Below are 25,344 nucleotides of genomic sequence, written 5' to 3' on the forward strand. Positions count from 1 at the left end.
AATCAAAAGGATTATAAACCACAATTTTATTTGTTCAAAAAACAACGAAAGAGAATTGAAACCTTGTTCTCGCAATTGTGCGACCAATTTATGATGAGACGTAATTACGCCAAGACATTTGAAGGTTTCAAAACCAGATTATTAGCTAAAATAACGGCGTTAACAGTTGTACAATTCATCAACAAAGAATATTTCAATAGGAATATCAATAACTTAAAAGTGTGTATTATTTAAAATGCACAACGGGTTTCTTTTCAATATTTATTTTCAGTTATTTACATTTCTAAGACAGAAAAAGGAGTTCAAAGAAAAACCTTCTATGGATTGCCGCTTTTGCATTAATTGTGTAATTTGCACCTACAATTGATAAACATACATTTATGAAGCTATATGCCATTGAAAGCGGTAATTTTAAATTAGACGGAGGGGCTATGTTTGGCGTTGTTCCCAAAGTAATCTGGAACAAAACCAATCCGGCAGATCAAAATAACCTGATTGACATCGGGGCAAGACTTTTATTGATCGAAGAAGGCAACAAACTTATTCTGATTGACACAGGAATGGGAAATAAGCAATCTGATAAGTTCTTTGGGTATTATTCCCTTTGGGGCGATGACAGCATCGAAAGATCTCTTTCAAAACACAACTTTCACCCCGATGATATTACGGATGTTTTTCTGACTCACCTTCACTTTGATCACGTTGGAGGAGCCGTTAACTGGAACAAAGACAAAACAGGTTACATTAATGCTTTTAAAAATGCTCAATATTGGACTAACGACAAGCACTGGGAATGGGCGGTAAAACCAAATGCCCGAGAAAAAGCATCTTTTTTAACCGAAAACATTATTCCTATTCAGGAAAGCGGAGCGCTTAACTATATAAAGCGCCCCGAAGGGGATTACTTGTCTAATTGTGAATTAGGCTTTGATATTTTCTTTGCTGACGGACATACCGAAAAACAAATGATTCCCATTATCAATTTCAACGGTAAAAAAATTGCCTTTATGGCAGATTTACTTCCAACTGCAGGTCATATACCCCTTCCTTATGTTATGGGATACGATACTAGACCTCTTTTAACTCTGAGTGAAAAAGAAAAATTTTTAACCCGTGCCACAGATGAAAACTGGTATTTATTTTTAGAGCACGACGCACATAACGAAATCATTACAGTCAAACATACCGAAAAAGGAGTTCGTTTAAATGAAGTTTACCGTGCAAGCGATATATTAATTTAATGTTAAGTATATCGTTCATTTGTAACAAATTAATATTTTTAATGCCAATAAAAACATATAACAAAAAATACAGACTATAATGCGATTGATTAAACCTCTTTATCTTTCTGCTGCTTTAGCCCTAACGTTGGTAAGCTGCGGAGGTACAAAAATGATTAACCACACTCCTATCAGCGGTGTAGATCATCTTCCAAAAAGAACCACTTCTTTAACCGACGACCAACTTAAAAGATGGAGTCATTTGGATATACTTAAAGATACTGTTCCTGGAATGTCTGTTGACCGTGCTTACGAAGAACTTTTAAAGGGAAAAAAGCTTCCCAAAAAAGTAATTGTAGGGGTTATTGATTCAGGAATTGAAATAGATCATGATGATTTGAAATCGCAAATATGGATTAATTCTGGTGAAATAGCAGGAAACAATATTGACGATGATAACAACGGCTATGTAGACGATATTCACGGATGGAACTTTTTAGGGAAATCCGTACACGAAAACATGGAATTTATTCGCGTAATCAAACGTGGAGACGACGGCTCTGAGCAATACAAAAGAGCACTGAAAGAGTTCGAAAAAGAAAAAAAAGAAAATGAAGTTTCTCAAAAACGCATCGAATCTCTTTTAAATGCCAATGAAAAACTGGCAGAATATCTGTCAAAAAAAGATTACACTATGGAGGACTTAAATGGGATCGACGAAAACGCTCCTGAAGATATAATTCACTCCAAAAACATGATGTACAACATTTTAGCTGGTGGAAGAGATTTATCTTGGCTTGATACTTATAAGAATTACGTTAACTCCAAAATTCAATATCACCTCAACCCGGAATTTAACGGACGCGAATTGGTAGGAGATGATCACAGCAATATCAACGATACACAATATGGAGATAATAACGTTTTAGGACCTGACAGAGATGAAGCTAAACACGGAACACACGTTGCCGGAATCATCGCCCAGTCCAGACATAACCAATTAGGCGGTGACGGAGTAGCTTCGGACGTGACAGAAATAATGGCAATTCGTGCAGTGCCGGACGGCGACGAATACGATAAAGATATTGCTTTAGCAATCCGATATGCTGCCGATAACGGAGCTAAAGTAATCAATGGAAGTTTTGGCAAATATTATGAAGAAAACAGCCAATGGGTACGTGACGCCATCCAATATGCTGCTGAAAAAGATGTATTGATTGTAGTTGCCGCAGGAAACGATGCACTTGACCTCAATGCAGGAAAAGGAGTTGACCGCTACCCTAACGACAATGTAAAAATGGGTGCGGAAATTTCGGACAATTTTTTGGTGGTAGGAGCACTAAACCCTGAATTTGGCAAAAATATGGTAGCCGTATTTTCAAATTACGGACATTACGACGTAGACGTATTTGCACCGGGAGTAAAAATTTATGCTACCGTACCAAATAATACATACGAATATTTACAAGGAACATCCATGGCATCACCTAACACAGCCGGTGTTGCTGCATTAATCAGAGCATACTATCCTAAACTTACAGCTGCTCAGGTTAAAAAAATAATTATGGATTCAGGAGTTGCTGTAAATATTGAAGTTGTAGTAGGAGAGAAAAGAGAAACAAGAAAATTTGATTCAATCTCCACTTCCGGAAAATTCGTAAATGCTTACAACGCTCTTTTACTAGCAGAAGAACTTTCAAAAACTGCAAAGTAATTACGCATAAACTATAGAACTATTAACTCCACAATTGTAATCTAAACTAAACAATTGTGGAGTTTTAATTTCAATCCCAGCATGAAAAAATTACTTTTATCTCTTGTTTTTAACCTTGCAATTTTATCAGCTGCTACAGCCCAAAACAATCCTAATCCAGGATATTGGCAACAACACGCTGACTATAAAATGGAGGTAAGTGTAGATGTAAAAAAATTTAAATATACAGGTGCACAGCTCCTTACTTATACCAACAATTCAAACGATACCTTAAAAAAAGTATACCTTCATTTATATTTTAATGCCTTTCAACCTGGCAGCGATATGGATGCTTTGCTCCAAACAATTCCAGATCCGGATCCAAGAATGGTTAATACTAAAAACATAAGAGGTAGAAGAATATACGAAAGCAAAATTAGTCTTTTGAAAGAAAATGAAATTGGTTATTTAAAAGTTACTAATATCAAACAAGACGGAACTCCGCTTGACAGTAAAGTACAAGGCACAATTTTAGAAGTCCCGTTAAAAATACCTCTGTCACCTAACAGTACAACAACTTTTACGCTTAATTTTGAAGGGCAAATCCCTGAAATGATTCGCAGAGCAGGCAGAAACTCTAAAGAGGGAGTTGCTCTTTCTATGGCACAATGGTTTCCTAAAATAGCTGAATTTGATTTTGAAGGATGGCATGCAGAACAATATTTAGGAAGAGAATTTCATAGCGTTTGGAGTGATTTTGATGTCAAAATCACCTTAGATAAAAACTATATTTTAGGAGGAACCGGAAAATTAGTAAATGCCAATGATATTGGTTATGGTTATCAGGATAATTTGACAGAAGCACCTAAACCTCAGAAAGAAAAAACACTTACCTGGCATTTTAAAGCAAAAAACGTTTTGGACTTTACCTGGGCTGCCGATCCTGATTTCATTCACGATATTTATAACGGTCCCAATAATGTAAAACTTCATTTTTTATACAAAAATGACCCGGAAATTGCAGAAAACTGGAAAAAACTTCAACCAGTTACTGCGAAACTTATGGAGTTTTTTAACGAAAATGTCGGACCTTATCCTTATGATCAGTATTCTGTTATTCAAGGAGGAGACGGAGGCATGGAATACTCTATGTGCACATTAATTACAGGTGGAAGGAATTTTCCAAGCCTTGTAGGAGTAACAGCTCATGAATTGGCGCATAGCTGGTTTCAGCATACTTTGGCTACAAATGAAACCAAACACGCCTGGATGGATGAAGGTTTTACCACATTCATTTCAGACTTGGCAATGTTAAAAATATTGCCTAGGGAACAACAGCAAGATACTGATCCTTTTGCTTCCAATTACAAAGGTTATTACGGTCTGGTTACCAATAATATGCTAGAACCTTTAACTACACATTCAGATCACTACCTTACCAACAGGACGTATTCTGTTTCTTCCTATAGCCGGGGAGCAATTTTTTTAACTCAATTAGCGTATATTATCGGTTGGGATAACACAATGAAAACACTTCAAAAATTTTATTCTGACTTTAAATTTACACATCCCACTCCAAATGATTTCAAACGCACCGCAGAACGTGTAACAGGTGCCGTTTTAGATTGGTACATGTCCGATTGGACACAGACCAACAATACAGTTGATTATGCCGTTCAATTTGTGGAAGAAGTCAAACAAGACCAGACTCTCGTAACTTTAAAGCGAATAGGAAGAGCAGGAATGCCACTTGACATTCTGGTAACTTATGAAGACGGCAATATGGAAACTTTTTATATTCCGTACACTTCTATGCATTGGATTAAGCCCAATCCGTTTATTGAATACGAACGAACAGTTCTAAACAGCTGGAGTTGGGCACAGCCGGAATATAAATTCATCATACCCAACCCTAAAAGTTCTATTAAATCCATAATGATCGATCCCAGTCAATTTATGGCAGATATAAATCAGGAAAATAATGTCTACACGCAGTAATCGCGAAAACCGTCTCAAAATCAAGTTTTGAGGCGGTTTTTTTATTTTTCTAAAATTCCATTCCCTTTTACTAAATTTGCTTGGTCTATGGAACAGAAAAATATTAAATACCCGAAAACCGAAAAACTAAAGAGCAAAATAATTATCGGTCAAATGTTTAATTCGGGAAAATCAGTAAGTAAATACCCTTTGAGAATGGTATATCTGCCTGTCTCCAATAAAGAAAATGTACCTTTAAAAACCGGAGTTTCTGTTTCAAAACGATATTTTAAACGCGCTGTGGACAGAAATTATTTTAAAAGGCTTCTCAGGGAATCTTATCGCATAAATAAACATCTGCTAATCGATACTATTTCTGAACCTCATGCGATTATGATTTTTTATCAGACAAAAGACAGATTGAGCTTTGTTGAAATTAATGACAAAATGGTTGAGCTTTTTAAAAAATTTGCTGTTGAAAATTATTCTCTATAATCTTTTGCGTTATTTTAAAATTGAATAATAAAGATTTCATTAATATCAGTCTCTAAATGAGATAAAAATAAAATTATTTCACTCATTTAAAATTCAAGAAAAAATTAAATTTTACCTTTACACTTTCTTTTATAGAAAGCTAAATAATATTAATTCTTAACTTGTAAGAAGTGATTTCGCAAATAAAAGCTGACCATTTAAGCAAAGTATCTGTTGGTACATTACTAGTAACCCTAGGAATTATATATGGAGATATTGGGACCTCGCCTCTCTATGTAATGAAAGCCATCATGGGGAAAGAAATGATTCGGGAAGAAATTGTTTTAGGTGCTATTTCCTGTGTATTTTGGACACTTACACTACAAACTACCGTTAAATACGTCATTTTAACGCTAAAAGCAGACAACAAAGGCGAAGGAGGAATATTTTCTTTATATACTCTTGTCAAAAAACTAAATAAACCCTGGCTCATCGTTCCTGCAATTATCGGAGGAAGTGCCCTGCTTGCTGATGGAATCATCACGCCCCCTATTTCTATTTCATCTGCTGTAGAAGGTCTAAAAATTTATGAACCCGAACTCCAGACCATTCCCATCGTCATTGGTATCTTAATAGGTCTTTTTACGATTCAGCAGTTTGGAACAAAAGCCATAGGAAAATTTTTTGGTCCCCTGATGTTAATTTGGTTTTTAATGCTGGGCACAATAGGAATTAGTCACTTATTTCAAAACTGGACTGTTTTAAAAGCAATTAATCCTTATTATGCTTTCCATTTACTGTCTATCCACTCTGAAGGCTATTTTGTTTTAGGGTTTGTTTTTTTGTGTACAACGGGGGCTGAAGCTTTATACAGTGATTTGGGACACTGCGGAATAAGAAATATACGTATTAGCTGGTCGTTTGTTAAGACGATGCTGGTTTTAAGCTATTTCGGACAAGGAGCATATCTGATTGAACATACAGGTAAAACGCTTGCAAATTTATCTCCGCATCCAGATAATCCGGCAAATCCATTTTATTTGGTTATGCCCGATTGGTTTTTGCCTTTTGGTATCGGCATTGCCACAATAGCTGCTGTGATAGCTTCACAGGCATTAATTAGCGGTTCCTTTACGTTGATTAACGAAGCCATTCGTTTAAATCTATGGCCAAAAGTAAGAGTAAAATTTCCAACCAATATTAAAGGACAGTTATATATTCCGTCTATTAACTGGCTGTTATTTGCCGGCTGTGTATTTGTAGTACTGCATTTTAAAGAATCCGGAAATATGGAAGCCGCCTACGGTCTGGCAATTACTATGTGTATGATTATGACAACCATTTTGTTGGGTTATTATATGATTCTTAAAAGAGTAAATATTGTCTATATCATCCTAATAGAAATCATTTATCTGAGTATTGAAGTTTCTTTCTTTATTTCTAATATTCAGAAGTTTTCACATGGAGGATATGTCACTGTTTTTATTGCAGGTTTACTCGCCGGAACAATGACTATTAATTATCTCGCCAAAAAAATACGAAGAAACTATACCAATTTTGTCAGCATTTCAGACTACAAAAATGTATTGGAAGATTTAAGCAAAGATCAGGCAATACCTAAATACGCTACCAATCTGGTTTATTTGACCAATAGTTACAGTCCCAATAAAATAGAATACAAAGCAATGCATTCTATTATTCACAGAAGACCTAAACGCGCAGATAATTATTGGTTTGTACATGTAAATGTAATTGATGAACCGTATAAACTTGAATATAAAGTCCATAAATTAAGTGAAGAAAACAATATTCTGCGAATTGATTTTCATCTGGGATTCAGAAACGAGCCGCGCATCAACGTACTGATGAGACAGGTGGTAACTGAACTTGTACAGACAGGAGAAATAGATATTACCAGCAGATACGAATCATTGCACAAAAACAATATTACAGGTGATTTTGAATATGTTTTAATTGAGAAAGAACTTTCTTACGACAACGATCTTCCGGCTAGTGAAAAAGTTATCTTAAACTTGTATGAATGGCTTAAAAAGCTTGCTTTAAGCGAAGACAAAGCTTTTGGTCTAGACAGTAGTTCGGTTACCATTGAACGTTTTCCAATGATTATTAATCCTATCGAAGACTTAAACTTAGTAAGAATAAAATAACCGAAATAGCATTTTGCCTTTCGGTTATTTTAAGATAGTTTTTAAAACTGAAGATACATCGTAGTTCAACAGTTAGAAATTGATTTGAATTAGTTTAATCTTAATTTCATCCCCGGCATAAGAGGATCTCCTTCATTCATATTGTTTAACGAGCGAAGTTTTGCAATAGTTACGCCCGGTACTTTTTTACTAATCGAGTATAGTGAATCTCCTTTTTGTACAGTATAATATCCTCCTTTACCGCTTGCCTGGGCAACTACAGATTTACCTACAAGCAGTTTTTTTCCGGGATAAATCAAATTGCCTTTCAGATTGTTCATACTTTTGAGCTGAGCAGCTGTAAGACCATATTTTTGAGCAATAAGCCCCACGCTTTCTCCTCTTTTAATCGTATGATACCTAGCCTTTACGTTGGTAGATTCTGCGAGCATGGTTTCGGTTGAAAAATGTGGTTTTTCTTTTTTAGCTTCTTCATAATCTACAAAAGCATATATTTTATCTTCATTAGAAGCCATCAATCCTATTTTATCTATCGGCAGTCTCAAACAGTAGTTCTTTCCGCTTACATGAGGAATCTGCTTGAGTTTATAAGTCGGATTTAAAAATTCTATTTCCTCTTCAGATATGTCTAGCAATTTAGAAATCTGCTCAAATGAAATAGTTTTCTTTACTCCTATCGTATCTGTTTCTACCAATTGAAAAGGAGAAGATTCTGATTTTATACCATGCTCTTTTGCGTATTCAAAAATATACATCGTAGCATAAAAGGCAGGCAAATAATTTTGTGTTTCTTTAGGTAAATTAGGTCTTATATTCCAATAGTTTTTTTGTCCGTTGGAACGGCGGATTGCTTTAGAAACATTTCCAGGCCCAGCATTATACGAAGCTAAAACCAAATCCCAATCGTCAAAAACACCGTACAGATCGCTTAAAAACTTAGCTGCCGCTTCCGATGATTTTAAAGGATCTATGCGATCGTCAACAAAAGAATTTACATCTAAATTATACTGTTTTCCGGTTGCATACATAAACTGCCAAAGTCCGGTTGCGCCCATTCTTGATCTTGCTGTAGGATTAAGTGCAGATTCTACAATAGTTAAATATTTTACTTCTAAAGGAACGTTATATTTAGACAGCTGTTCCTCAAACACCGGAAAATAATATTCCGATAGACCGATCAACCTTTCAAAAGATCGCTTTCTCTTTTTCAGAAAAGTTTTTATAACACGCTCTAAAGCAGAATTATACTCTACTTTAAAAGGCGTTTTTTCATTGAGTAAAGCCAAGCGTTTTTTAAGTAAATCCGTTGTTAATCCATCTATTTCTCCTTCATCATTATCATAACTTGCCTCTGTTATATCCTGCTCCATTTCCTCAAACAAATCCTGATTTGTCAATTCGTTTAACCAGCGTTTTTCAATTCGAGCGCCAGCAGCATGATTGACAAAAGAGTTTTTGATAGAATCCAAATATACTTGCGGATCAATATCCGCATTAATCTCCGTTTCACTCGCTATTGAGTTGGTTTGTGCTCCAATTGTGCAAGAACACAGACCTAAAATCAAAGTGGTAAATACTTTGTAATTCATTATTTTTAATTTTCCTAAACATTCCAACAAAGAAAGAATGCGTATTATGATTGTTTATTCTTGTATTGCCCGTACACCGGGTAAAATTTTACCTTCTAACATTTCCAGCATCGCACCACCGCCGGTAGATACATAACTCATTTTTGGAGCTAATCCGAATTGTTTTACTGCAGCTACAGAATCTCCTCCTCCCACAAGAGAAAAAGCTCCTTTTTCAGTTGCTTCAGCTATAAAATTTCCTAATTCTATGGTTCCGTTAGCAAATTTTTCCATTTCAAAAACACCTAAAGGTCCATTCCACAAAATAATTTTAGACTGCATAATAACCGGCTTCAAATCTTCTAGTGTTTTAGATCCGACATCTAATCCCTGCCAGCCATCTTCAATGTTTTTAGCTTCCACAATTTTGGTATTGGCATCGGGAGAAAAAGCATCAGCAACTACAATATCCAAAGGCAGGTGAACCGTAACGTTTTTTTCTTTTGCTTTTTGCAGAATTTCCAAAGCTAAATCCAGCTTATCGTCTTCACAAATAGAATTTCCTATTTTTCCGCCTAAAGCTTTGATAAAGGTAAACGTCATCCCTCCACCAATAATCATATGATCTATTTTATCTAAAATATTTTCGATAATAGTAATCTTAGAAGAAACTTTTGATCCCCCTAAAACAGCTGTAACCGGTTTTTCCGTGCTGTTTAAAACCTTGTCTAAACTCTCAATTTCTTTAGCTAATAAATAACCGAAACACTTTGCCTGAGGAAAAAATTTAGCAATAATGGTAGTAGAAGCGTGTGCTCTGTGAGCTGTTCCAAAAGCATCGTTAATATAAAAATCACCGAGCTCAGCTAATTTTTCAGCAAAATTTTCGTCTCCTTTTTCCTCTTCGGCATAAAAACGTAGATTTTCCAAAAGAATTACACTTCCTGCCGCTGCAGAATCAATAGTATGTTTAACCTGATTTCCTATGCAATCTTCTATAAAAACAACCGGTACCCCCAATATTTTTTCAGCTGAGGCAACAATGTGCTTTAATGAATATGCCGAATTCTTTTCTCCTTTCGGTCTTCCTAAATGAGACATCAAAACGGCTTTACCTCCTTCTTTAATAACTTTTAAAACAGTCGGTTTTGCTGCTTCAATACGATTAGTGTCCGTAACTTGAAAATCAGCATTTAACGGCACGTTGAAATCAACTCTTATAAGAACGGTTTTTTGGTTGAAATTAAAATTGTCTATCGTTTTCATTCTGAAAAAATTGGGTTGAAAATTTTGAAATTTTACAAATATAAAGTTTTTTAGAATTACAAAAACTGATAGCTGACAGGAATAAAGTTAAAATACATTTATCGAGTTCAAACAGAGTATTAAAATCTGTAAAAACGTTTAAAAGAAAGAAGAAAGACTATTTTTTAATCATTCTGATTTCCAGTGTCCCTTCTGTTTTTTCTTTATTGTAAATACTGGTTGAAGTATCGATATCAAAAACACTTATTTTTAAAGCTTCTGTTTTTGATACTTCTTTGCCGTCAACAATTATTTTTTTAATTGCCGGATCATTAACCGATTTGATATACTCGTTTTGCAACATATTCCTGATCTCTTCCGGAAAATCTTTTTTGAATGATTCTTCAGCTGATTTTTCGCGCTGTTCGATAGTTAAGGGAGGCGGAGTAATTTTTACCGATTCCTGTTTTTCATTTTTTTTACTTTCTTCTATTTCCTGTATTTTTTCCTGATATTCGATTCGCTCTTTTTCGCGGTTTTCTTTTTGCTTTCTTTTTGCCTCTGCAATTTCTTCCAGCTTTTGCAAATCGGATTCACTTACCTTATTTCCTCCGGCAGACATTTGTTTATTTTTTAAAATAATAACAATTGCTCCGTTTTCTCCACGACTCCCAAAAACATTGGACGATTCATCTGCATTTAATTCTACTCTGGATTCAATCAAATTTTCTTTTATTTTAGCAAGATCGCCATACCGCAAAAAATATCCGTTTACTACAACTAAAGGACGGTTTTCAGAATCACTGCTATTCTGCGAATAGCCGCTTGTCGTTCCCGCAAAATAAATTGCCGTTAAAACAACAAAAAATAAGATGAATTTTAGCTTTTTCATTTTTTGAATTTTCTTTTTATAACAAGTAAAAGTAATCCTTAGTAAATTTACTTACAAATAAATATTTATAGATAGAGTTAATAAAGAAAAATGTTATTTATAGGGATTTGTGCATTACTGGTAAAATCCTTCCCTGAATGGAAGATGGTATTTCACTCACTTTTTTAAAACCAAATTTTTCATAAAAGCGTTGTGCATTAGGATCTGCATCCAAGAGTATATCTTTTATTCTATAATTTTCCATTTTTTGAAGGAAATCTTTTAAAAGAATACTTCCATATCCCCGACCGATAAATTCAGGAGAAACAAAAAAATAATCCAATCTGACACATGATATACTTTCACAAATAAAGGCATAATATCCCGCTATCTTATTGTTTACAACCAGTTTGTACACACTTTTTTCTTCTATATATTGTTTAGTAATTGTCAATTCGCTGTCCCAACTTTCTAAATCTTTTTTATCATATCCCCAATAAGCTTTAGATTTTTTTGTTATTGTGGTAAGTATTTCACAATCATTGCAATCAGCTTGTAAAATTATATTCATAGCATTCATTTACAACACAAATGTAACAAATCTGTATATTAATTATTTTATTTTAGAAATTTTATAAACCTTATCTTTAATGATATTTTTACTTCAAAATACATATGAATAAAAAAATCGGAATCGTAGGGGCGGGAATAGCTGGATTAACAGCTGCTATTTCATTAAAAAGATTAGGTTATCAGGTTGTACTTTACGAAAGCAGTCCTGAAATTAAAGGAATTGGCGCGGGTTTTGGACTGGCATCTAACGCTATGAGAGCTTTTTCAGATTTAAAACTTGAAAAAGGAATAATACCGCTTGGTACGCTGCTTAATGAGTCGAGAATATGTGATTCTATGGGAAAGATAATTTCAGTTGCCGATACTTCATTAGTCAATAATTTAAAACATCCCAGTTTAGCCATTCACAGAAAGGACCTTCACTACTATTTACTGAATCAGCTTCCTGAGAATTCTGTTTTTACTCATAAACAAATAATTAATCTGGAACATAACAAAACCGAAGTAAAGCTCTTTTTTAAAGATAATACACAAGATACCTGCGATTACCTTATCTGTGCGGACGGAGTAGGTTCTACTGTAAGACAGCTGCTTATTCCCAATAGCAAACCACGATATTCAGGATATACCTGTTGGAGAGCGGTTATCGACAATCCAGGTTTAAAAATTAAAGAAAATACCGAAGTCTGGGGTAAACAGGGCAGATTTGGCTTTGTTTCTTTAATTGACAACAAAATATACTGGTATTGCTGTATCAACGCTGCTCCTAAAGATACTTTTATACGACAGATGAAAACGGAAGCGCTTTTTGAGCGTTTTAAAAATTACCTGCATCCGATTGGCGAAATAATTAAGAATACTACTGATGAGCAACTCATACAAAATGATATTGTAGATATAAAACCACTATCTGAATTTGCCTTTGGTCGTATTTTGCTGGTTGGCGATGCTGCTCATGCTACCACTCCAAATATGGGGCAAGGTGCCTGTATGGCGGTTGAAGATATTGCTGTTTTGACTTCCGAATTACAAAAAACGGACGATATAGAAACTGCTTTTCTAAACTTTGAAAAAAAGCGGATTAACAGAACGCAGTATATAACCAATACTTCCTCTGTTATTGGAAAAATAGCGCAGCTGGAAAACCCTGTTTTATGCCGTATCCGCAATTTTATATTCAGAAACTTACCCAAATCTTACGTCAAAAAACAAATGAAACAAATTTTGGTATATGACTTTTACAAATAGTTTTAAATTGGCAATATCAATTCAAGCCAATATTTTTTGACAATTTTAGATTTGCTATATCTTTGCACCATGTTGTTTTCAGAAATTATAGGTCAAAACCACCTCAAAAACCATTTAATCCAAAGCGCATCTTCCGGGCGTGTTCCTCATGCACAGCTATTTATAGGATCTGACGGCTCCGGAACGTTGCCTATGGCTATTGCTTATGCACAGTATCTGCTTTGTAAAAACACAGGTGAAGAAAATACAGGTGGCAGTGAATCCTGTAATTTAAAATTCAAGAATCTGGCACATCCCGATCTTCACTTTGTTTATCCTGTTGCCACCACTGCCGAAGTATCAAAACATCCCACCAGTGATAAATTTGCTGATACGTGGCGAACATTTTTAAAACAAAATTTATACGGCAATTTATTTGATTGGTATACACATATCAACATTCAAAATAAACAAGGTCAAATAGGTGTTGACGAGGCCTCGGAAATCGTTAAAAAACTATCTCTAAAATCTTTTGAAGGTGGTTATAAGATTATGATTATCTGGATGGCAGATAAAATGAATACGGAAGCCTCTAACAAATTGCTGAAACTACTGGAAGAACCTCCTTCAAAAACAGTTTTTATTTTGATTGCAGAAAATGAAAAAAACATTTTGCAAACTATTTTATCACGCTGTCAGGTATTAAAATTCAATCCGTTAAACCAAAACGAAATTCAGGAAGCATTGGTTGCTAAATATAATACTCCCAGACACGAAGCAACGCTAATTGCACGACAATCTCAGGGAAATTATAATAAAGCTTTACAGCTTTTACAAAACAAAGAAAACGATTTGCCTTTTGAAAAGTGGTTTGTACAATGGGTTCGGGCAGCTTTTAGAGCGAAGGGAAACGCAGCCGTTATTCAGGAATTGATCGAATGGAGCGAAACATTAGCAGCACTGGGACGCGAACAGCAAAAACAGTTTTTGGAATTTTGTATCGAAATTTTCCGTCAGGCACTTTTACTAAATTATAAAACTCCTGACTTAGTTTATTATCAAACGACTACAGACAAATTTAAGTTAGAAAATTTTGCTCCTTTTGTAAATGGCTCTAATATAAATGAGATTTTTAATGAGCTTTCAGAGGCTATTTATCACATTGAAAGAAACGGAAACGGAAAAATGATTTTTACGGATTTATCTATTAAGCTTACCAGACTGATTCACAAAAAATAACGAATTGTAAAAATTTGGTAAATAGCTTTTAGCTTCTTCTATGCATTTCATAATTTAGCAATACAATATAATTTTATTTATGGATTTGTTCATTTTTACTTTTGGTGCTTTATTTTCGGTAATGAATCCTGTGGGATCCGTGCCTATTTTTTTAAGCTTAACTCAAAACGATAGCAAGCGGAGCAAGAATAAAACCGCGCTTTGGACATCCATAAATGTTTTTATTATTTTAATCATCTCTTTTTTTGCCGGTAAGTATATTCTTAACTTTTTTGGTATTTCAATTGATGTTCTCCGAATTGCCGGAGGGTTGGTTATCTGTATGTCTGCCTACGGCTTATTAATGGGTGCTTCGGGGAAACAGCGCGGCGTAAGCAAAAAAGTAACGGATGATGCCCAACATCGTTCCGATATTGCCTTAACTCCGCTGGCAATTCCAATGATGGCAGGTCCGGGAGCCATGTCTTTACTAATCGCTATGTATCAGGATTATCCTGGTTATTTAGACAAGATTATTATTATTTCAGCAATTCTGGTTTCGTGTATTGTTATTTTTGCAGTATTAAGAAGCAGCAATTACATTTCAAGGCTATTAGGTGCTTCGGGAATTGTTGCTATTTCGCGCATCGTCGGCTTTTTGGTGATGGCAATAGGTATTCAGTATATTATTAATTCACTGGTTATTATTTTTAAAATCGATTAGAATAAAAATAATATATCAATTAATCGTAAACGGTGTTTTCTTTGTAATTACTCTTCCGTCATTTGTCGTAATTTCTATTGTAAAAGTGTATTCTCCTAAAATATCCGGTTTTTGGTTAGGCATTAAAAACCATTTTGAACCTATAAAATTCTTTTGAGAAAAATCAATTTCACTCAATGTATTACCGGTTATCGTGTGCGGAAAAGCTTTCCAATATTCATTAGACACATATTCTTTATTTTGATAAGCGTCTTCTGCTGTTACCGATTGATAATTGTTTTGAATGGTACGCAAAGGATCTTCAAAATAGATATTAAACAAACTGCTAACATCGCTCCCTGCGGGAAAATCAGCTGTATAATCTTCATCAGTAAATATTTTAACAGACTCAAATTTGTCAACTATGGCATCAGGATAATTAAAATGCCATGAACGGAGAAGATTTAAAGGATAGTGATTATCCCCTATTAACTCTGCATATTCCTCATATCTGTTAACTTGTCCTTGAACAGAACTCCTGCTATAAATATTTTTGAAAGAAAGACGAATTAATAAGTAATTACATTGTGTAGAATTATTGTGATTTGTAATATCAATTGTTTTCTGTTCCTCATTAACTACCAAATTAGGTATAGCACTAATAAAGATACCATCTTCTTTTAAATCAGACATAAAAAATTGTATATAATGATTTTTCACATAGGGTTGCCCACAACAAGCATTATCATCACTTTTTTTGCAATTTTGAAAGAGGATTAACACACTTACAGCTAAAATATATTTGACTATTGTTTTCATAATTATTGATGTTTTTTTCAATTAATCATAAATGGTTCTGTTATTTTTGTAATTACTCTTCCGTTATTTGTTGTAATTTCTATTGTAAAAGTGTATTCTCCTAAAATATCAGGCTTTTGATTAGGCATTAAAAGCCATTGACCACCAATAAAATTCTTTTGAGAAAAATCAATTTCACTCAATACGTTGCCGGTTATCGTATGCGGAAAACTGCCCATTCTTTTATCTTGATAAGTATCTGCTGCGGTTACTGATTGATAATTGTTTTGAATGGTAAGCAAAGGATCTTCAAAATAGATATTAAACAAACTGCTGACATCGCTCCCTGCGGGAAAATCAGCTATATAATCTTCATCAGTAAATATTTTAACAGACTGAAAAGTATCAACTATTGCCGTTGGAAAAGCATAGAGCCATGAATTATAAATACTTAAAGGATAATGATTGTCATTTATTAATTCCGCATATTCCTCATATCTGTTAACTTGCCCTTGAACAGAACCCCTACTATATATATTTTGAAAACGAAGAACAACAGACATATAATGATTTTGCATAGAATCATTTTCTTTCTCAATATTAATTGTTTTTTGTTCTTCATCAATTATCAAATTAGCTTTAAGATATTTTTCTATAAAAATACCATCTTCTTTTAAATCAGACATAAAAAATTGTATATAATGATTTTTTGCATAGGGTTCTCCACAGCAATTATCATCACTTGTTTTACAATTTTGAAAAAGGATTAATACACTAACACCTAAAATATATTGAACTATTGTTTTCATAATTATTGTGGTTTTTTAATAAAAGGATAAATTTTGTTTTGGTATTGATAGTTTCCGGGTTCTCCACTATTTGCAGCTAGAGCCATAAAAGAATTAGAAGGTAGATTTACATTGTTGCTATTAAATGAATTGCTAAAAAAATAACCATTATCCCATCCTCCCCAGCCCCAATTGTTATGGATATAATCTCTTTTTAAAGTATGAGTTTGAGAGTATGAACTGATTAACTGATTAGTAAATCTGGAATACGTTTTGGTTACCACAGTGGTTTCGTGTTTTAGTTTTAAATAACCGTCAATCAACCAAGCATGTCCATTGTGGTAAGTATAGTAAATCTTTATACCTAAAAAACAATGCGCTCTTTTGGTAGATTTTCCTGAACTTAACACAATACTTCTTTGATTAAGAGACTGAACGGTCGTGTTATAATCATAAGACTGTGCATTTCCTCCTTTATACCCCAGATTGTTTAAAAAAGTGACAGATTTTCCAGTACTGGTAGAGCTTTCATCACATCCATAATCCATATCCACATAATAACCAATGCGCTCCATCAGTCGGGCAATATCATCTTTCACCGCAAATGGCATAATACTATCATTAATATACCCTGTCCAATATTTATATAACCCATTCCTTGTTCCAAAAGAATATTCATCTGTATAATTCTGCATTTGATTCCAATCATAGGTATGATTGTCAAAACTTTGAGGATATTTCCAATACGTCATCAACTGAGCAGTGGCAGTGGCGACACAACCAGTCTTAGTTCTATTGCCATTACTACATCCATTTTCCGGTGTATAATTATTATATACATCCCCTTGTCCCCATTCTACCGGAGATAACGGCATTACCTGGCTGGTAGCGTGCCAATCCTTAAAAGTTACTTCTTGTGTGGAATAATAATTTGCTGAAAACCCATCGGCATATTCAAAATCGTGTAAACCTTCCATTATAATCTGGTCTTTGGGAGGCAAATTAGATACTATTTCTTTAAGCTGAGATACAATAAGTTCCGGCTTTTTTTCTTCAAAATCACGTATTTTGCTAACAATATAGCCTTCCAAATTACTGAAAAAAAGATCCATTCCGGGATTAGATATACTGTCATTCAGATTCCCACTTTCTACAAGTGTAAAAATAGGTTCCTGCAACCTTTTGTCAGCAGAAAGCAATAAAAAACCTTTTTCGTTTTTAAAGTTACAGATATAAGCAATGGTGTCAGATACAGTAATATTTTCGTCTAAGTAATCTTGTAAGAGTTCTCTGTTTTCAACTAAAACAGGTTTTAATTCTTTAATGCTTCGCTCTGTTGAACTTTGCCTGCTCCAAAAGGATAAAAAACTATTCGCTTCTTCCAAAGCTTCTGTCGGAGATATTTTGTAGTTGCCGGATAAAAGTAACTCCGGATAATAATCGATAGATTTTTGATGTGATAACAAAATATCTTTGGAGATAATCTCAGAATCATCAATAGTGCTGCTACAACTAAGTATAAATAAAATAACCGCAGCCAAACTGGATTTAATTAGAATCGATTTCATAAAGGTGTTTTTTTAGTTAATTATTTCTAAAATTATAAAAAATATGACTGATAACCAAAAACATACCTTATCAATCCACTTTCGGTTGAGCTCGCTGATACAGTTTTAGTTCATCCCACGAATAAAGCTCGCCAACGTGAGCTTTTATCTCGCTAAGTGGTTTATTTTCAAATTCTTTAAAAAGTTTGTCTAAAGCCTCTATTTTATCTTTTGGAAGTATTTCTGACAATTTAATTGCACCTTGCGCTGCCAATTTTCCCAGATGGGAATAAATTGTAACTTGAGTCAGCTTTCTTATTTCTGCAATTTCTCCTATACTTTTTTGTTGTTTCCAAAATTCGAGCGTAATTTCTGTTGTTGCTTTTTTTAATTTTTTTTCTTTTTTAGAATCAGAAACTTCCTCAAAAATATCATCTTGTTCTTCTTCCAAACCTAAACGACTTGCACGGAGTAAATTGGCAATTTGAACCAAGTGATTAATTTTGTATTCGCTTATTTCCTGCAACTTTAAATTTTCTTTGGAAAGATCTTCTTCTCGTGCTATAGCATCTATCATTTTCTGCGATTTTTTCATTTGTAAAACCGCTTTTATAATCCCTTCTTCCAATTCTGCTAATTCTTCCCAAAAAGCCTTCATTTTGCGTTGCTTTTTAATTTGTGCCATGGTAAACAGCAGTTCAAAAACCAAGTAATCCATTTTTGGAAAAAAATATTGATAGGCTTTATTAACCCTTTCCTTAATAAACTCAAACCGATAGGGTTCTTCATCAAACAATTTATTTAACTGACTGATAAATTTTTCGGAATACACCAGTATTTCTTCTATATTTTGTAAATTCTTTTCTGCCCATACTTTATACTTTGATTTACTGCTTCTCTCGCTTTCAATAGCATAACTGTTTACATGACTGCGCCAACTCATTGCCAAACCATACCAAGAATAAGTTTTTATGAGATATTCTTTTAAAAACTCTTTAGTCTGCAACTGCAACTGATTGGCAAGCTGTTCTTTTTCAGCTTTGTTTTCAGTATAATTCAATACGTCAAAATCATTTTCAAGTCCGTTCATTCGGATAGGAGCCAGTAAAATCAACCCATCTAAAGAACGCAAACGAGATAAAGCAACATAAGCTTGTCCGGGTAAAAATACTTTTGAAACATCTAAAACTGCTTTGTCAAACGTTAATCCCTGACTTTTGTGAACCGTAATTGCCCACGCCAATTTAATAGGATAATGCGTAAAAGTTCCCAATATTTCTTCTTCAATTTCTTTGGTATTGGCATTAACGGTATATTTTATATTTTGCCATTCGTATCGCTCTACTTCTATCATTTTATTTTCATCCGGAAACGTGACAAATATTTCATTTTCAGATAATTTTGATATAAAACCCATTTTCCCGTTGTAATAGTTTTTTTCGAATGACATATCATTTTTAATAAAAATAACCTGTGCACCTACTTTTAAATTTATGATTTCATCAATCGGAAAAATTTTATCCGGAAAATCTCCTATAATTTCAGCCTTATATCCGTAAGCTTTTTTAGATATAGCTTCTAATGCTTCTGTATTGATTTTATTAGCAAGTGCATTGTGTGTGGTTAGTGTAATGTATCCGGGATTTTTTCTAATATCAAACTGAGAATTTACAAATTGGTTTAAAACTTTGATATCGCTTTTACTGATGCAATTATTTCTCAGGTTATTTAATATCTCTATAAATTGATTTTCGCTTTGCCGAAAAATTTTATCAAGCTCGATATAAACCGGGGGAGAATTTTGAATCGCATGAGAATGAAAAAAATAACCTCCTTTGTAATAATTTTTCAGGATATTCCACTCCTCTGCTTTGATAACAGGTGGCAGCTGAAACAAATCACCGATAAACAGAACCTGAATGCCTCCAAAAGGTTCACTGTTTCTGCGAATAGTCTGAAGCATAAAATCCATTGCATCTAAAACATCTGCTCTCAGCATACTGACTTCATCTATAATCAATAATTCAAGATTTAAAAACAATGTTTTTCTTGCTTTATTTATTCGCAAATGCCGCTTTAAAGAAACTCTGTTTTCAAATTTTAAATTTTCGGTGAAAACCGGAGGATTTTTTACATCGGGGATAAAAGCGGCAAATGGCAGTAGAAAAAAAGAGTGAATGGTTACTCCTCCTGCATTTAAAGCGGCAATACCGGTTGGAGCAACAATAACTGCATTTTTGTGGGTAGTAGCAATAATTTCTTTGAGCAAAGTAGTTTTTCCAGTTCCTGCCTTTCCGGTCAAAAAAACAGATTTATTGGTTTGATTTATAAATTGCAGTACATACTTTGCTTCATCGGAATGTTGCATTTTCTTCAAATTTTATTGCAAAATACAACTAAATAAAGAGTTATAAAAACAATAAAAGCCTCTGTATCTTCAGAGGCTTTTATTAATTCTTAAAAACGATTATTTTTTTTCTTCTTTTACTTCATCTACTTTAGAAGCGGCTGTATCTCCTTTATATTTTGCATTTAGTTCGGAAAGAATTTTATCTGTAATGTCATATTGTTCTTTTCCGTAAATAACTGTAGAAGCATCTTCTGTATTGAATACAAAGTCTAAATTATTCTTTTTAGCGTAGTCTGCAATGTATTTTTTTACTTTTTGAATTACAGAATCCATTTCTTTTCCACTTTCTGTTTGTAAAGACTGAACCAATAATTGTTGTTTATATTGCAGTTCTTGTTCTTTTTTCTGTAATTCACCTGCTCTTTGTTCAGCCCATGCTTGTCCTTTTAAGCGAGCATTTTCCTGAAAAGTTTGAACTTCTTTTTGAAATTTGGTAATTTCTCCTTCCAAAGATTTCCCCTCTTCTTCTGATTTTATTTTATATTTAGAATCTATCTGTTTTACCTCTTCATAATCCTTCATTAATTTTGAAGAATCTACATAAGCTGCTTTAAATTCTACAGCAGAATCTGCACTTTTGTTACAAGAAAAAAACATTGCAACTAATCCTAATGCTAAAATACTTTTCTTCATTTTTATTTTTTTAAACGGAGTAAAAGTAGTAAAAGTTTTCAATCTTTTTAAAATCTTTTTACACATAAATAATAATTATTCTAATTATATTTCAAATAAATTTTCTTTATTAAAATAGATTAATTTACCTTTGATTTAAGCCACTTTTTAAAAAAGAATACAAAACAATATACCGATTGATTCAAAATAAGCTTAAAACGGCTTATTTTAATTTTTAGATTTAAAAATGGTTGTATTTAACTGTTTATTCTTTTTTTAAGCAATATATAAGAGAAGAATACTCCATAGTTTGTCTTGCTTCTATATTTGATTTTAATCCTATGCTTATTGCTCTTATCCAGTTCTTTTTTCCTGTTTTATATTTTTCTGATAAAAGAGAAACATAAAAACTGTCAAATAACATAGGATATTTTTCGATGAGTCTAAAGCCAAAAGGTAAAAATAAAGGTTCAATACTATCCTGAGAAAAATGCCATAAGTGACGGGGTACATCATAAGCTGCCCAATATTTTTTATAATGTTGGGCATCGTAAGACTTGTAGTTAGGTAATGCCAAAATAAGTGTTCCGTTTGTTTTTAAAAGTCTGTATAGCTCTTTAATTTGTTTTTCCAAATCCGGAACATGTTCTAAAACGTGCCACATAGTAATGATATCAAAAGTCTTTTCTTTTAGATTTTCTGTATCTTCAATTACATCTATATTTTTTAACTGCGCTAATTTTTTTGCTTTTGAATTAGGTTCTGCTCCCATACAAATCCATCCTTTTATTTGGGCTTCAGCTAAAAAATCTCCTGTTCCACATCCTATATCCAATAATTTTCCTTTTTGAGGTAAAATATTTTGCAGCAAACTGAGCTTATTTTGGATAGCTTTCTTTTTTACTGTTTGATATATCTTTTCAAATAAGTTCCGTTTTCCATCGGTGTGTGAAATATAATCTTCACTTTTATAATAATCTGCTATTTTGTCTGAAGCAGGTTGTGGAACTGTTTTAAGAAGTTGTAAATCTTCATCTAAAAATAGATTGAATTTTTCTTTTGAAACAGAATAATCTTCAACTTCTATGTATTTTTTAGTGGGATTTATATCCATTATTTTTATATCTAATTTTACAAAATTAAATAAGAATTACAAACAATTACTATATATCAAATTTATTTTTTGTTCCACGTGGAACAAAAAATGAGAATAGATGAATATCTACTCTCATTTTTAAATATTTTGTATTTATATCAGAAACTATCTTCCCATATGAACTAGTAATATTGAAATATCTGTAGGTGTAACACCACTAATTCGGGATGCTTGGGAAATAGTAACTGGTTTAATTTTCTTTAATTTTTCTCTTGATTCTATCGAAATAGAAACTATTTTATCGTAATCAAAATTTTCGGGAATTTTGACATCTTCTAGTCTGTTTAGCTTATCTGCATTATTCTTTTCTTTTTCTATATAACCGGAATACTTAACCTGAATTTCTGCCTGTTCAATTACTTCTTCATCCAAATCATGTTCTTTAATATATTCCTGTACTTTATCGAATTTTAAAATATCTTCCAAATCTATTTGAGGACGAGAAAAAACCTTAAACATTTTATCTGGTTGAGTCATTAATGACGAACCTTTTATCTCTAAAATAGGATTAGCTTCTTCTGTTTTTAAACTTGTTTCTTTAAAAAACTGTACAAAACTTTCAGATTCTTTCAACTTATACTCCATTCTTTTCAATCTCTCTTCGGTAGCCAAACCTAAATTATAGGATAAAGGCGTAAGTCTAAAATCAGCATTGTCTTGCCTCAATAAAGTTCTGTATTCAGCTCTTGAAGTAAACATTCTGTAAGGTTCTTCTGTTCCTTTTGTAATTAAATCATCAATTAAAACACCAATATAAGCTTGATCTCTACGCAAAATAAACGGTTCTTTTTCATTTATTTTTAAATGAGCATTCATTCCCGCAATCAGTCCTTGTGAAGCCGCCTCTTCATAGCCTGTAGTTCCGTTTATTTGTCCGGCAAAAAACAATCCTTCTACCAATTTTGTTTCCAAAGTATGTTTTAATTGCGTTGGTGGGAAATAATCATACTCTATAGCATATCCAGGTCTGAATATTTTTGCATTTTCAAAACCAGAAACCATACGCAAAGCTTTTGCCTGAATCTCTTGCGGCAATGAAGTAGAAAAACCATTTACATAAATCTCACAGGTATTCCACCCTTCCGGTTCTACAAAAATCTGATGCCTTTCCTTATCAGCAAAACGGTTTATTTTATCTTCAATTGACGGACAATAACGAGGTCCTATACTTTTAATCCGTCCGGTAAACATAGGAGAGCGATCAAAACCCTCTCGTAAAACATCGTGAACTTCAAGCGACGTATAAGTCATAAAACATGAACGTTGCTCTTTTAAAGGCTGTGTAGTATCTAAATATGAAAATTTAGAAGGATTATCATCGCCAGGTTGTTCTTCCATTTTAGAATAATCCAAACTTCGACCATCCACTCTTGGGGGTGTTCCTGTTTTCATTCGCCCGGAAGTAAAACCTGCTCTTACCAAATCTTCTGTTATTCCGTATGCAGCACTTTCTCCTGCTCTTCCTCCTCCAAATTGTTTTTCTCCGATATGGATTAACCCGTTTAAAAAAGTACCGTTGGTTAACACCACCGTTTTAGATTTAATTTCTACACCTAAATTAGTTACAACTCCTTCTACTTTTCCATTTTTAATTAACAGCGATTTTACCATATCCTGATAAAAATCCAGATTAGGAGTAGCTTCTAACATCAAACGCCACGTTTCTGAAAAGCGCATACGATCTGACTGTACTCTTGGCGACCACATTGCTGGTCCTTTTGATTTATTGAGCATTCTAAACTGGATAGCCGTCTTATCCGAAACTATACCTGAATAACCACCCAAAGCATCTATCTCACGCACAATTTGTCCCTTTGCAATTCCACCCATAGCAGGATTACAAGACATTTGTGCAATGTTTTGTAAACTCATAGTTATCAAAAGAGTTCTAGATCCCATATTTGCAGCTGCAGCTGCAGCTTCGGATCCTGCATGTCCTCCTCCGACAACGATAACGTCATATTGTTCTTGAAAAATACTCATTGTTCCACGTGAAACATTTAATGTTTATATATTAATTTCTAGCAGAAAAAACTATTGTTCCACGTGGAACATTCTAATTTTTTCATTTTCTTTAGCCCTCATCAGTTTTTCATCTTCTTCTGATTTGTCTTCGTACCCACAATAATGCAAAACCCCATGTACCATTACACGAAGCAATTCTAAATTAAAAGATACATCGAAATCCAATGCATTATCTTTAACTCTTTCAACAGATAAAAAAATATCTCCACTAATTATTCTACCTTCGGTATAATCAAAACTGATAATATCAGTAAGTGTGTCGTGATTTAAATACTTCACATTTATTTCGTGCAGATAATCATCATTGCAAAAAATATAGTTGATATCACCACACATAAATCCTTCTGACACTATAACCTGATTAATCCAGTCCGTATAACTATCTTCTTTTTGAAGTTTAAAATCCGTTTCGTAATTAAAAATTATCATAGCTAAAGCATCTTATTTTTAAAATGCAAGCAAATTTACAATGAAAAAAGAAAAAACTAACCCAATATGGTCTTAAAATAAAAAAGCTAAAAAAAGTAAGAAATGACAAATAAGTCTAAAAGGAAAATTAAATTTAAAAAAACTATCATCTGGTATAATTTTTTTTAGAATATCCATAGATCAGTTTTACTATTAAGCAAATCCTTAAGTTTTTTATGAACTTCACAGATTGATTATATCAAAAATATATTTCGCTAGGTATGTGTTGTACTACTCTTAGTAAATAACAGATTAAAGAATTTATTAGATTTTAAATCTATAAGCATATTTTTTATTCTTGTGATTTCGAAGTTGAGTATTATTAGTTATAAAGAAACTTTAATCACTTGATTATAGTTAAGGATATAAATCAGTAAATATTTTAACCCGTTGTGCATTATGAATTAAAGAAGAGAAAAGTTGTTCATTTGATTTAAAATCAGTAAATTGAATTAACTACAAAACCATTTACAATGAACAACTTAGGTTCAAATTACGAAAGAATTTTGGAAGTTTTACGAAAAATATCAAATGAAAATTTATTGCCCTACCAAAGACGAACACCAAAATTGAAGGATTTGGAATTGATAAGTCTTGCTTTAA

Annotated in this window: 21 protein-coding genes and 1 pseudogene; 10 read left to right on the top strand and 12 right to left on the bottom strand. The window is 33.2% G+C overall.

Annotation, left to right across the window (positions count from 1 at the left end):
• From C8P70_RS12570 to C8P70_RS12595, 6 genes are all read left to right on the top strand, one after another.
• On the top strand, positions 1–234 hold a 234-nt coding region (locus C8P70_RS12570; RefSeq protein WP_166666184.1), incomplete at its 5' end, for a transposase.
• Between the two features lie 146 nt (positions 235–380).
• Entirely contained in the window at positions 381–1,241 is an 861-nt protein-coding gene (locus C8P70_RS12575) for an MBL fold metallo-hydrolase (protein ID WP_133713667.1), read from the top strand.
• A gap of 79 nt (positions 1,242–1,320) precedes the next feature.
• Positions 1,321–2,934, top strand: coding sequence for a S8 family peptidase (locus C8P70_RS12580; RefSeq protein WP_133713668.1), 1,614 nt, complete (start codon positions 1,321–1,323; stop codon positions 2,932–2,934).
• 81 nt (positions 2,935–3,015) lie between these two features.
• Positions 3,016–4,911 carry a M1 family metallopeptidase gene (locus tag C8P70_RS12585; RefSeq protein WP_133713669.1) on the top strand — a complete coding sequence of 632 codons (1,896 nt, stop codon included), beginning with the start codon at positions 3,016–3,018 and terminating at the stop codon, positions 4,909–4,911.
• An 87-nt stretch (positions 4,912–4,998) separates the two neighbouring features.
• Positions 4,999–5,385, top strand: a complete 387-nt coding sequence (gene rnpA / locus C8P70_RS12590) for a ribonuclease P protein component (protein WP_133713670.1) — start codon at positions 4,999–5,001, stop codon at positions 5,383–5,385.
• Between the two features lie 173 nt (positions 5,386–5,558).
• A complete protein-coding gene (locus tag C8P70_RS12595) occupies positions 5,559–7,532 on the top strand; it encodes a KUP/HAK/KT family potassium transporter (RefSeq protein ID WP_133713685.1) in 1,974 nt (657 codons plus the stop codon).
• A gap of 89 nt (positions 7,533–7,621) precedes the next feature.
• Here C8P70_RS12595 and C8P70_RS12600 read toward each other — a convergent pair whose 3' ends face one another.
• The 4 genes from C8P70_RS12600 to C8P70_RS12615 all read right to left on the bottom strand — a co-directional run bounded on the left by C8P70_RS12600 (position 7,622) and on the right by C8P70_RS12615 (position 11,787).
• The gene (locus C8P70_RS12600; protein WP_133713671.1) at positions 7,622–9,121 is read right to left on the bottom strand and encodes a lytic transglycosylase domain-containing protein; all 1,500 of its coding nucleotides are present in this window, start codon (positions 9,119–9,121) and stop codon (positions 7,622–7,624) included.
• A 54-nt stretch (positions 9,122–9,175) separates the two neighbouring features.
• Positions 9,176–10,366, bottom strand: coding sequence for a phosphoglycerate kinase (locus C8P70_RS12605; RefSeq protein WP_133713672.1), 1,191 nt, complete (start codon positions 10,364–10,366; stop codon positions 9,176–9,178).
• A 157-nt stretch (positions 10,367–10,523) separates the two neighbouring features.
• A complete protein-coding gene (locus C8P70_RS12610) occupies positions 10,524–11,237 on the bottom strand; it encodes a hypothetical protein (protein WP_133713673.1) in 714 nt (237 codons plus the stop codon).
• A 97-nt stretch (positions 11,238–11,334) separates the two neighbouring features.
• Positions 11,335–11,787 carry a GNAT family N-acetyltransferase gene (locus tag C8P70_RS12615; protein WP_166666231.1) on the bottom strand — a complete coding sequence of 151 codons (453 nt, stop codon included), beginning with the start codon at positions 11,785–11,787 and terminating at the stop codon, positions 11,335–11,337.
• A 104-nt stretch (positions 11,788–11,891) separates the two neighbouring features.
• Between C8P70_RS12615 and C8P70_RS12620 the strand changes: the two genes are divergently transcribed.
• The 3 genes from C8P70_RS12620 to C8P70_RS12630 all read left to right on the top strand — a co-directional run bounded on the left by C8P70_RS12620 (position 11,892) and on the right by C8P70_RS12630 (position 14,958).
• The gene (locus C8P70_RS12620; RefSeq protein ID WP_133713675.1) at positions 11,892–13,037 is read left to right on the top strand and encodes an FAD-dependent monooxygenase; all 1,146 of its coding nucleotides are present in this window, start codon (positions 11,892–11,894) and stop codon (positions 13,035–13,037) included.
• A 69-nt stretch (positions 13,038–13,106) separates the two neighbouring features.
• A complete protein-coding gene (locus C8P70_RS12625; RefSeq protein ID WP_133713676.1) occupies positions 13,107–14,255 on the top strand; it encodes a DNA polymerase III subunit in 1,149 nt (382 codons plus the stop codon).
• A gap of 79 nt (positions 14,256–14,334) precedes the next feature.
• Positions 14,335–14,958, top strand: coding sequence for a MarC family NAAT transporter (locus C8P70_RS12630; RefSeq protein ID WP_133713677.1), 624 nt, complete (start codon positions 14,335–14,337; stop codon positions 14,956–14,958).
• 15 nt (positions 14,959–14,973) lie between these two features.
• Here C8P70_RS12630 and C8P70_RS12635 read toward each other — a convergent pair whose 3' ends face one another.
• From C8P70_RS12635 to ybeY, 8 genes are all read right to left on the bottom strand, one after another.
• Positions 14,974–15,756 carry a hypothetical protein gene (locus tag C8P70_RS12635; protein WP_133713678.1) on the bottom strand — a complete coding sequence of 261 codons (783 nt, stop codon included), beginning with the start codon at positions 15,754–15,756 and terminating at the stop codon, positions 14,974–14,976.
• A gap of 17 nt (positions 15,757–15,773) precedes the next feature.
• The gene (locus C8P70_RS12640) at positions 15,774–16,544 is read right to left on the bottom strand and encodes a hypothetical protein (RefSeq protein ID WP_133713679.1); all 771 of its coding nucleotides are present in this window, start codon (positions 16,542–16,544) and stop codon (positions 15,774–15,776) included.
• Positions 16,545–16,546: 2 nt separating this feature from the next.
• On the bottom strand, positions 16,547–18,091 hold the full coding sequence (locus C8P70_RS12645) for a C10 family peptidase (protein WP_133713680.1): 1,545 nt from the start codon (positions 18,089–18,091) through the stop codon (positions 16,547–16,549).
• Positions 18,092–18,161: 70 nt separating this feature from the next.
• Positions 18,162–20,438, bottom strand: coding sequence for a helix-turn-helix domain-containing protein (locus C8P70_RS12650; RefSeq protein ID WP_133713681.1), 2,277 nt, complete (start codon positions 20,436–20,438; stop codon positions 18,162–18,164).
• Between the two features lie 99 nt (positions 20,439–20,537).
• Positions 20,538–21,113 (bottom strand): OmpH family outer membrane protein, encoded by a 576-nt coding sequence (locus C8P70_RS12655; RefSeq protein WP_133713682.1) that lies wholly within the window; start codon positions 21,111–21,113, stop codon positions 20,538–20,540.
• 244 nt (positions 21,114–21,357) lie between these two features.
• Entirely contained in the window at positions 21,358–22,206 is an 849-nt protein-coding gene (locus C8P70_RS12660; protein ID WP_133713683.1) for a class I SAM-dependent methyltransferase, read from the bottom strand.
• A gap of 147 nt (positions 22,207–22,353) precedes the next feature.
• Positions 22,354–24,231 carry a tRNA uridine-5-carboxymethylaminomethyl(34) synthesis enzyme MnmG gene (gene mnmG / locus C8P70_RS12665; RefSeq protein WP_208293410.1) on the bottom strand — a complete coding sequence of 626 codons (1,878 nt, stop codon included), beginning with the start codon at positions 24,229–24,231 and terminating at the stop codon, positions 22,354–22,356.
• Between the two features lie 51 nt (positions 24,232–24,282).
• Positions 24,283–24,702 carry an rRNA maturation RNase YbeY gene (ybeY, locus tag C8P70_RS12670; protein WP_133713684.1) on the bottom strand — a complete coding sequence of 140 codons (420 nt, stop codon included), beginning with the start codon at positions 24,700–24,702 and terminating at the stop codon, positions 24,283–24,285.
• Between the two features lie 512 nt (positions 24,703–25,214).
• Between ybeY and C8P70_RS14355 the strand changes: the two are divergent.
• Positions 25,215–25,344 (top strand): annotated as a pseudogene (locus tag C8P70_RS14355) (IS982 family transposase); the annotation flags it as partial.

Source organism: Myroides indicus (assembly GCF_004364575.1).
GTDB lineage: Bacteria > Bacteroidota > Bacteroidia > Flavobacteriales > Flavobacteriaceae > Flavobacterium > Flavobacterium indicum_A.

Bases quoted from the DNA above. Each gene is read 5' to 3' on its own strand.
- C8P70_RS12645 (WP_133713680.1), bottom strand. From the start codon at position 18,091: ATGAAATCGATTCTAATTAAATCCAGTTTGGCTGCGGTTATTTTATTT.
- C8P70_RS12660 (WP_133713683.1), bottom strand. From the start codon at position 22,206: ATGGATATAAATCCCACTAAAAAATACATAGAAGTTGAAGATTATTCT.
- ybeY (WP_133713684.1), bottom strand. From the start codon at position 24,702: ATGATAATTTTTAATTACGAAACGGATTTTAAACTTCAAAAAGAAGAT.
- C8P70_RS12605 (WP_133713672.1), bottom strand. From the start codon at position 10,366: ATGAAAACGATAGACAATTTTAATTTCAACCAAAAAACCGTTCTTATA.
- C8P70_RS12630 (WP_133713677.1), top strand. From the start codon at position 14,335: ATGGATTTGTTCATTTTTACTTTTGGTGCTTTATTTTCGGTAATGAAT.
- C8P70_RS12625 (WP_133713676.1), top strand. From the start codon at position 13,107: ATGTTGTTTTCAGAAATTATAGGTCAAAACCACCTCAAAAACCATTTA.
- C8P70_RS12580 (WP_133713668.1), top strand. From the start codon at position 1,321: ATGCGATTGATTAAACCTCTTTATCTTTCTGCTGCTTTAGCCCTAACG.
- C8P70_RS12575 (WP_133713667.1), top strand. From the start codon at position 381: ATGAAGCTATATGCCATTGAAAGCGGTAATTTTAAATTAGACGGAGGG.
- C8P70_RS12585 (WP_133713669.1), top strand. From the start codon at position 3,016: ATGAAAAAATTACTTTTATCTCTTGTTTTTAACCTTGCAATTTTATCA.
- mnmG (WP_208293410.1), bottom strand. From the start codon at position 24,231: ATGAGTATTTTTCAAGAACAATATGACGTTATCGTTGTCGGAGGAGGA.
- C8P70_RS12610 (WP_133713673.1), bottom strand. From the start codon at position 11,237: ATGAAAAAGCTAAAATTCATCTTATTTTTTGTTGTTTTAACGGCAATT.
- C8P70_RS12655 (WP_133713682.1), bottom strand. From the start codon at position 21,113: ATGAAGAAAAGTATTTTAGCATTAGGATTAGTTGCAATGTTTTTTTCT.
- C8P70_RS12615 (WP_166666231.1), bottom strand. From the start codon at position 11,787: ATGAATATAATTTTACAAGCTGATTGCAATGATTGTGAAATACTTACC.
- C8P70_RS12600 (WP_133713671.1), bottom strand. From the start codon at position 9,121: ATGAATTACAAAGTATTTACCACTTTGATTTTAGGTCTGTGTTCTTGC.
- C8P70_RS12620 (WP_133713675.1), top strand. From the start codon at position 11,892: ATGAATAAAAAAATCGGAATCGTAGGGGCGGGAATAGCTGGATTAACA.
- C8P70_RS12640 (WP_133713679.1), bottom strand. From the start codon at position 16,544: ATGAAAACAATAGTTCAATATATTTTAGGTGTTAGTGTATTAATCCTT.
- rnpA (WP_133713670.1), top strand. From the start codon at position 4,999: ATGGAACAGAAAAATATTAAATACCCGAAAACCGAAAAACTAAAGAGC.
- C8P70_RS12635 (WP_133713678.1), bottom strand. From the start codon at position 15,756: ATGAAAACAATAGTCAAATATATTTTAGCTGTAAGTGTGTTAATCCTC.
- C8P70_RS12650 (WP_133713681.1), bottom strand. From the start codon at position 20,438: ATGCAACATTCCGATGAAGCAAAGTATGTACTGCAATTTATAAATCAA.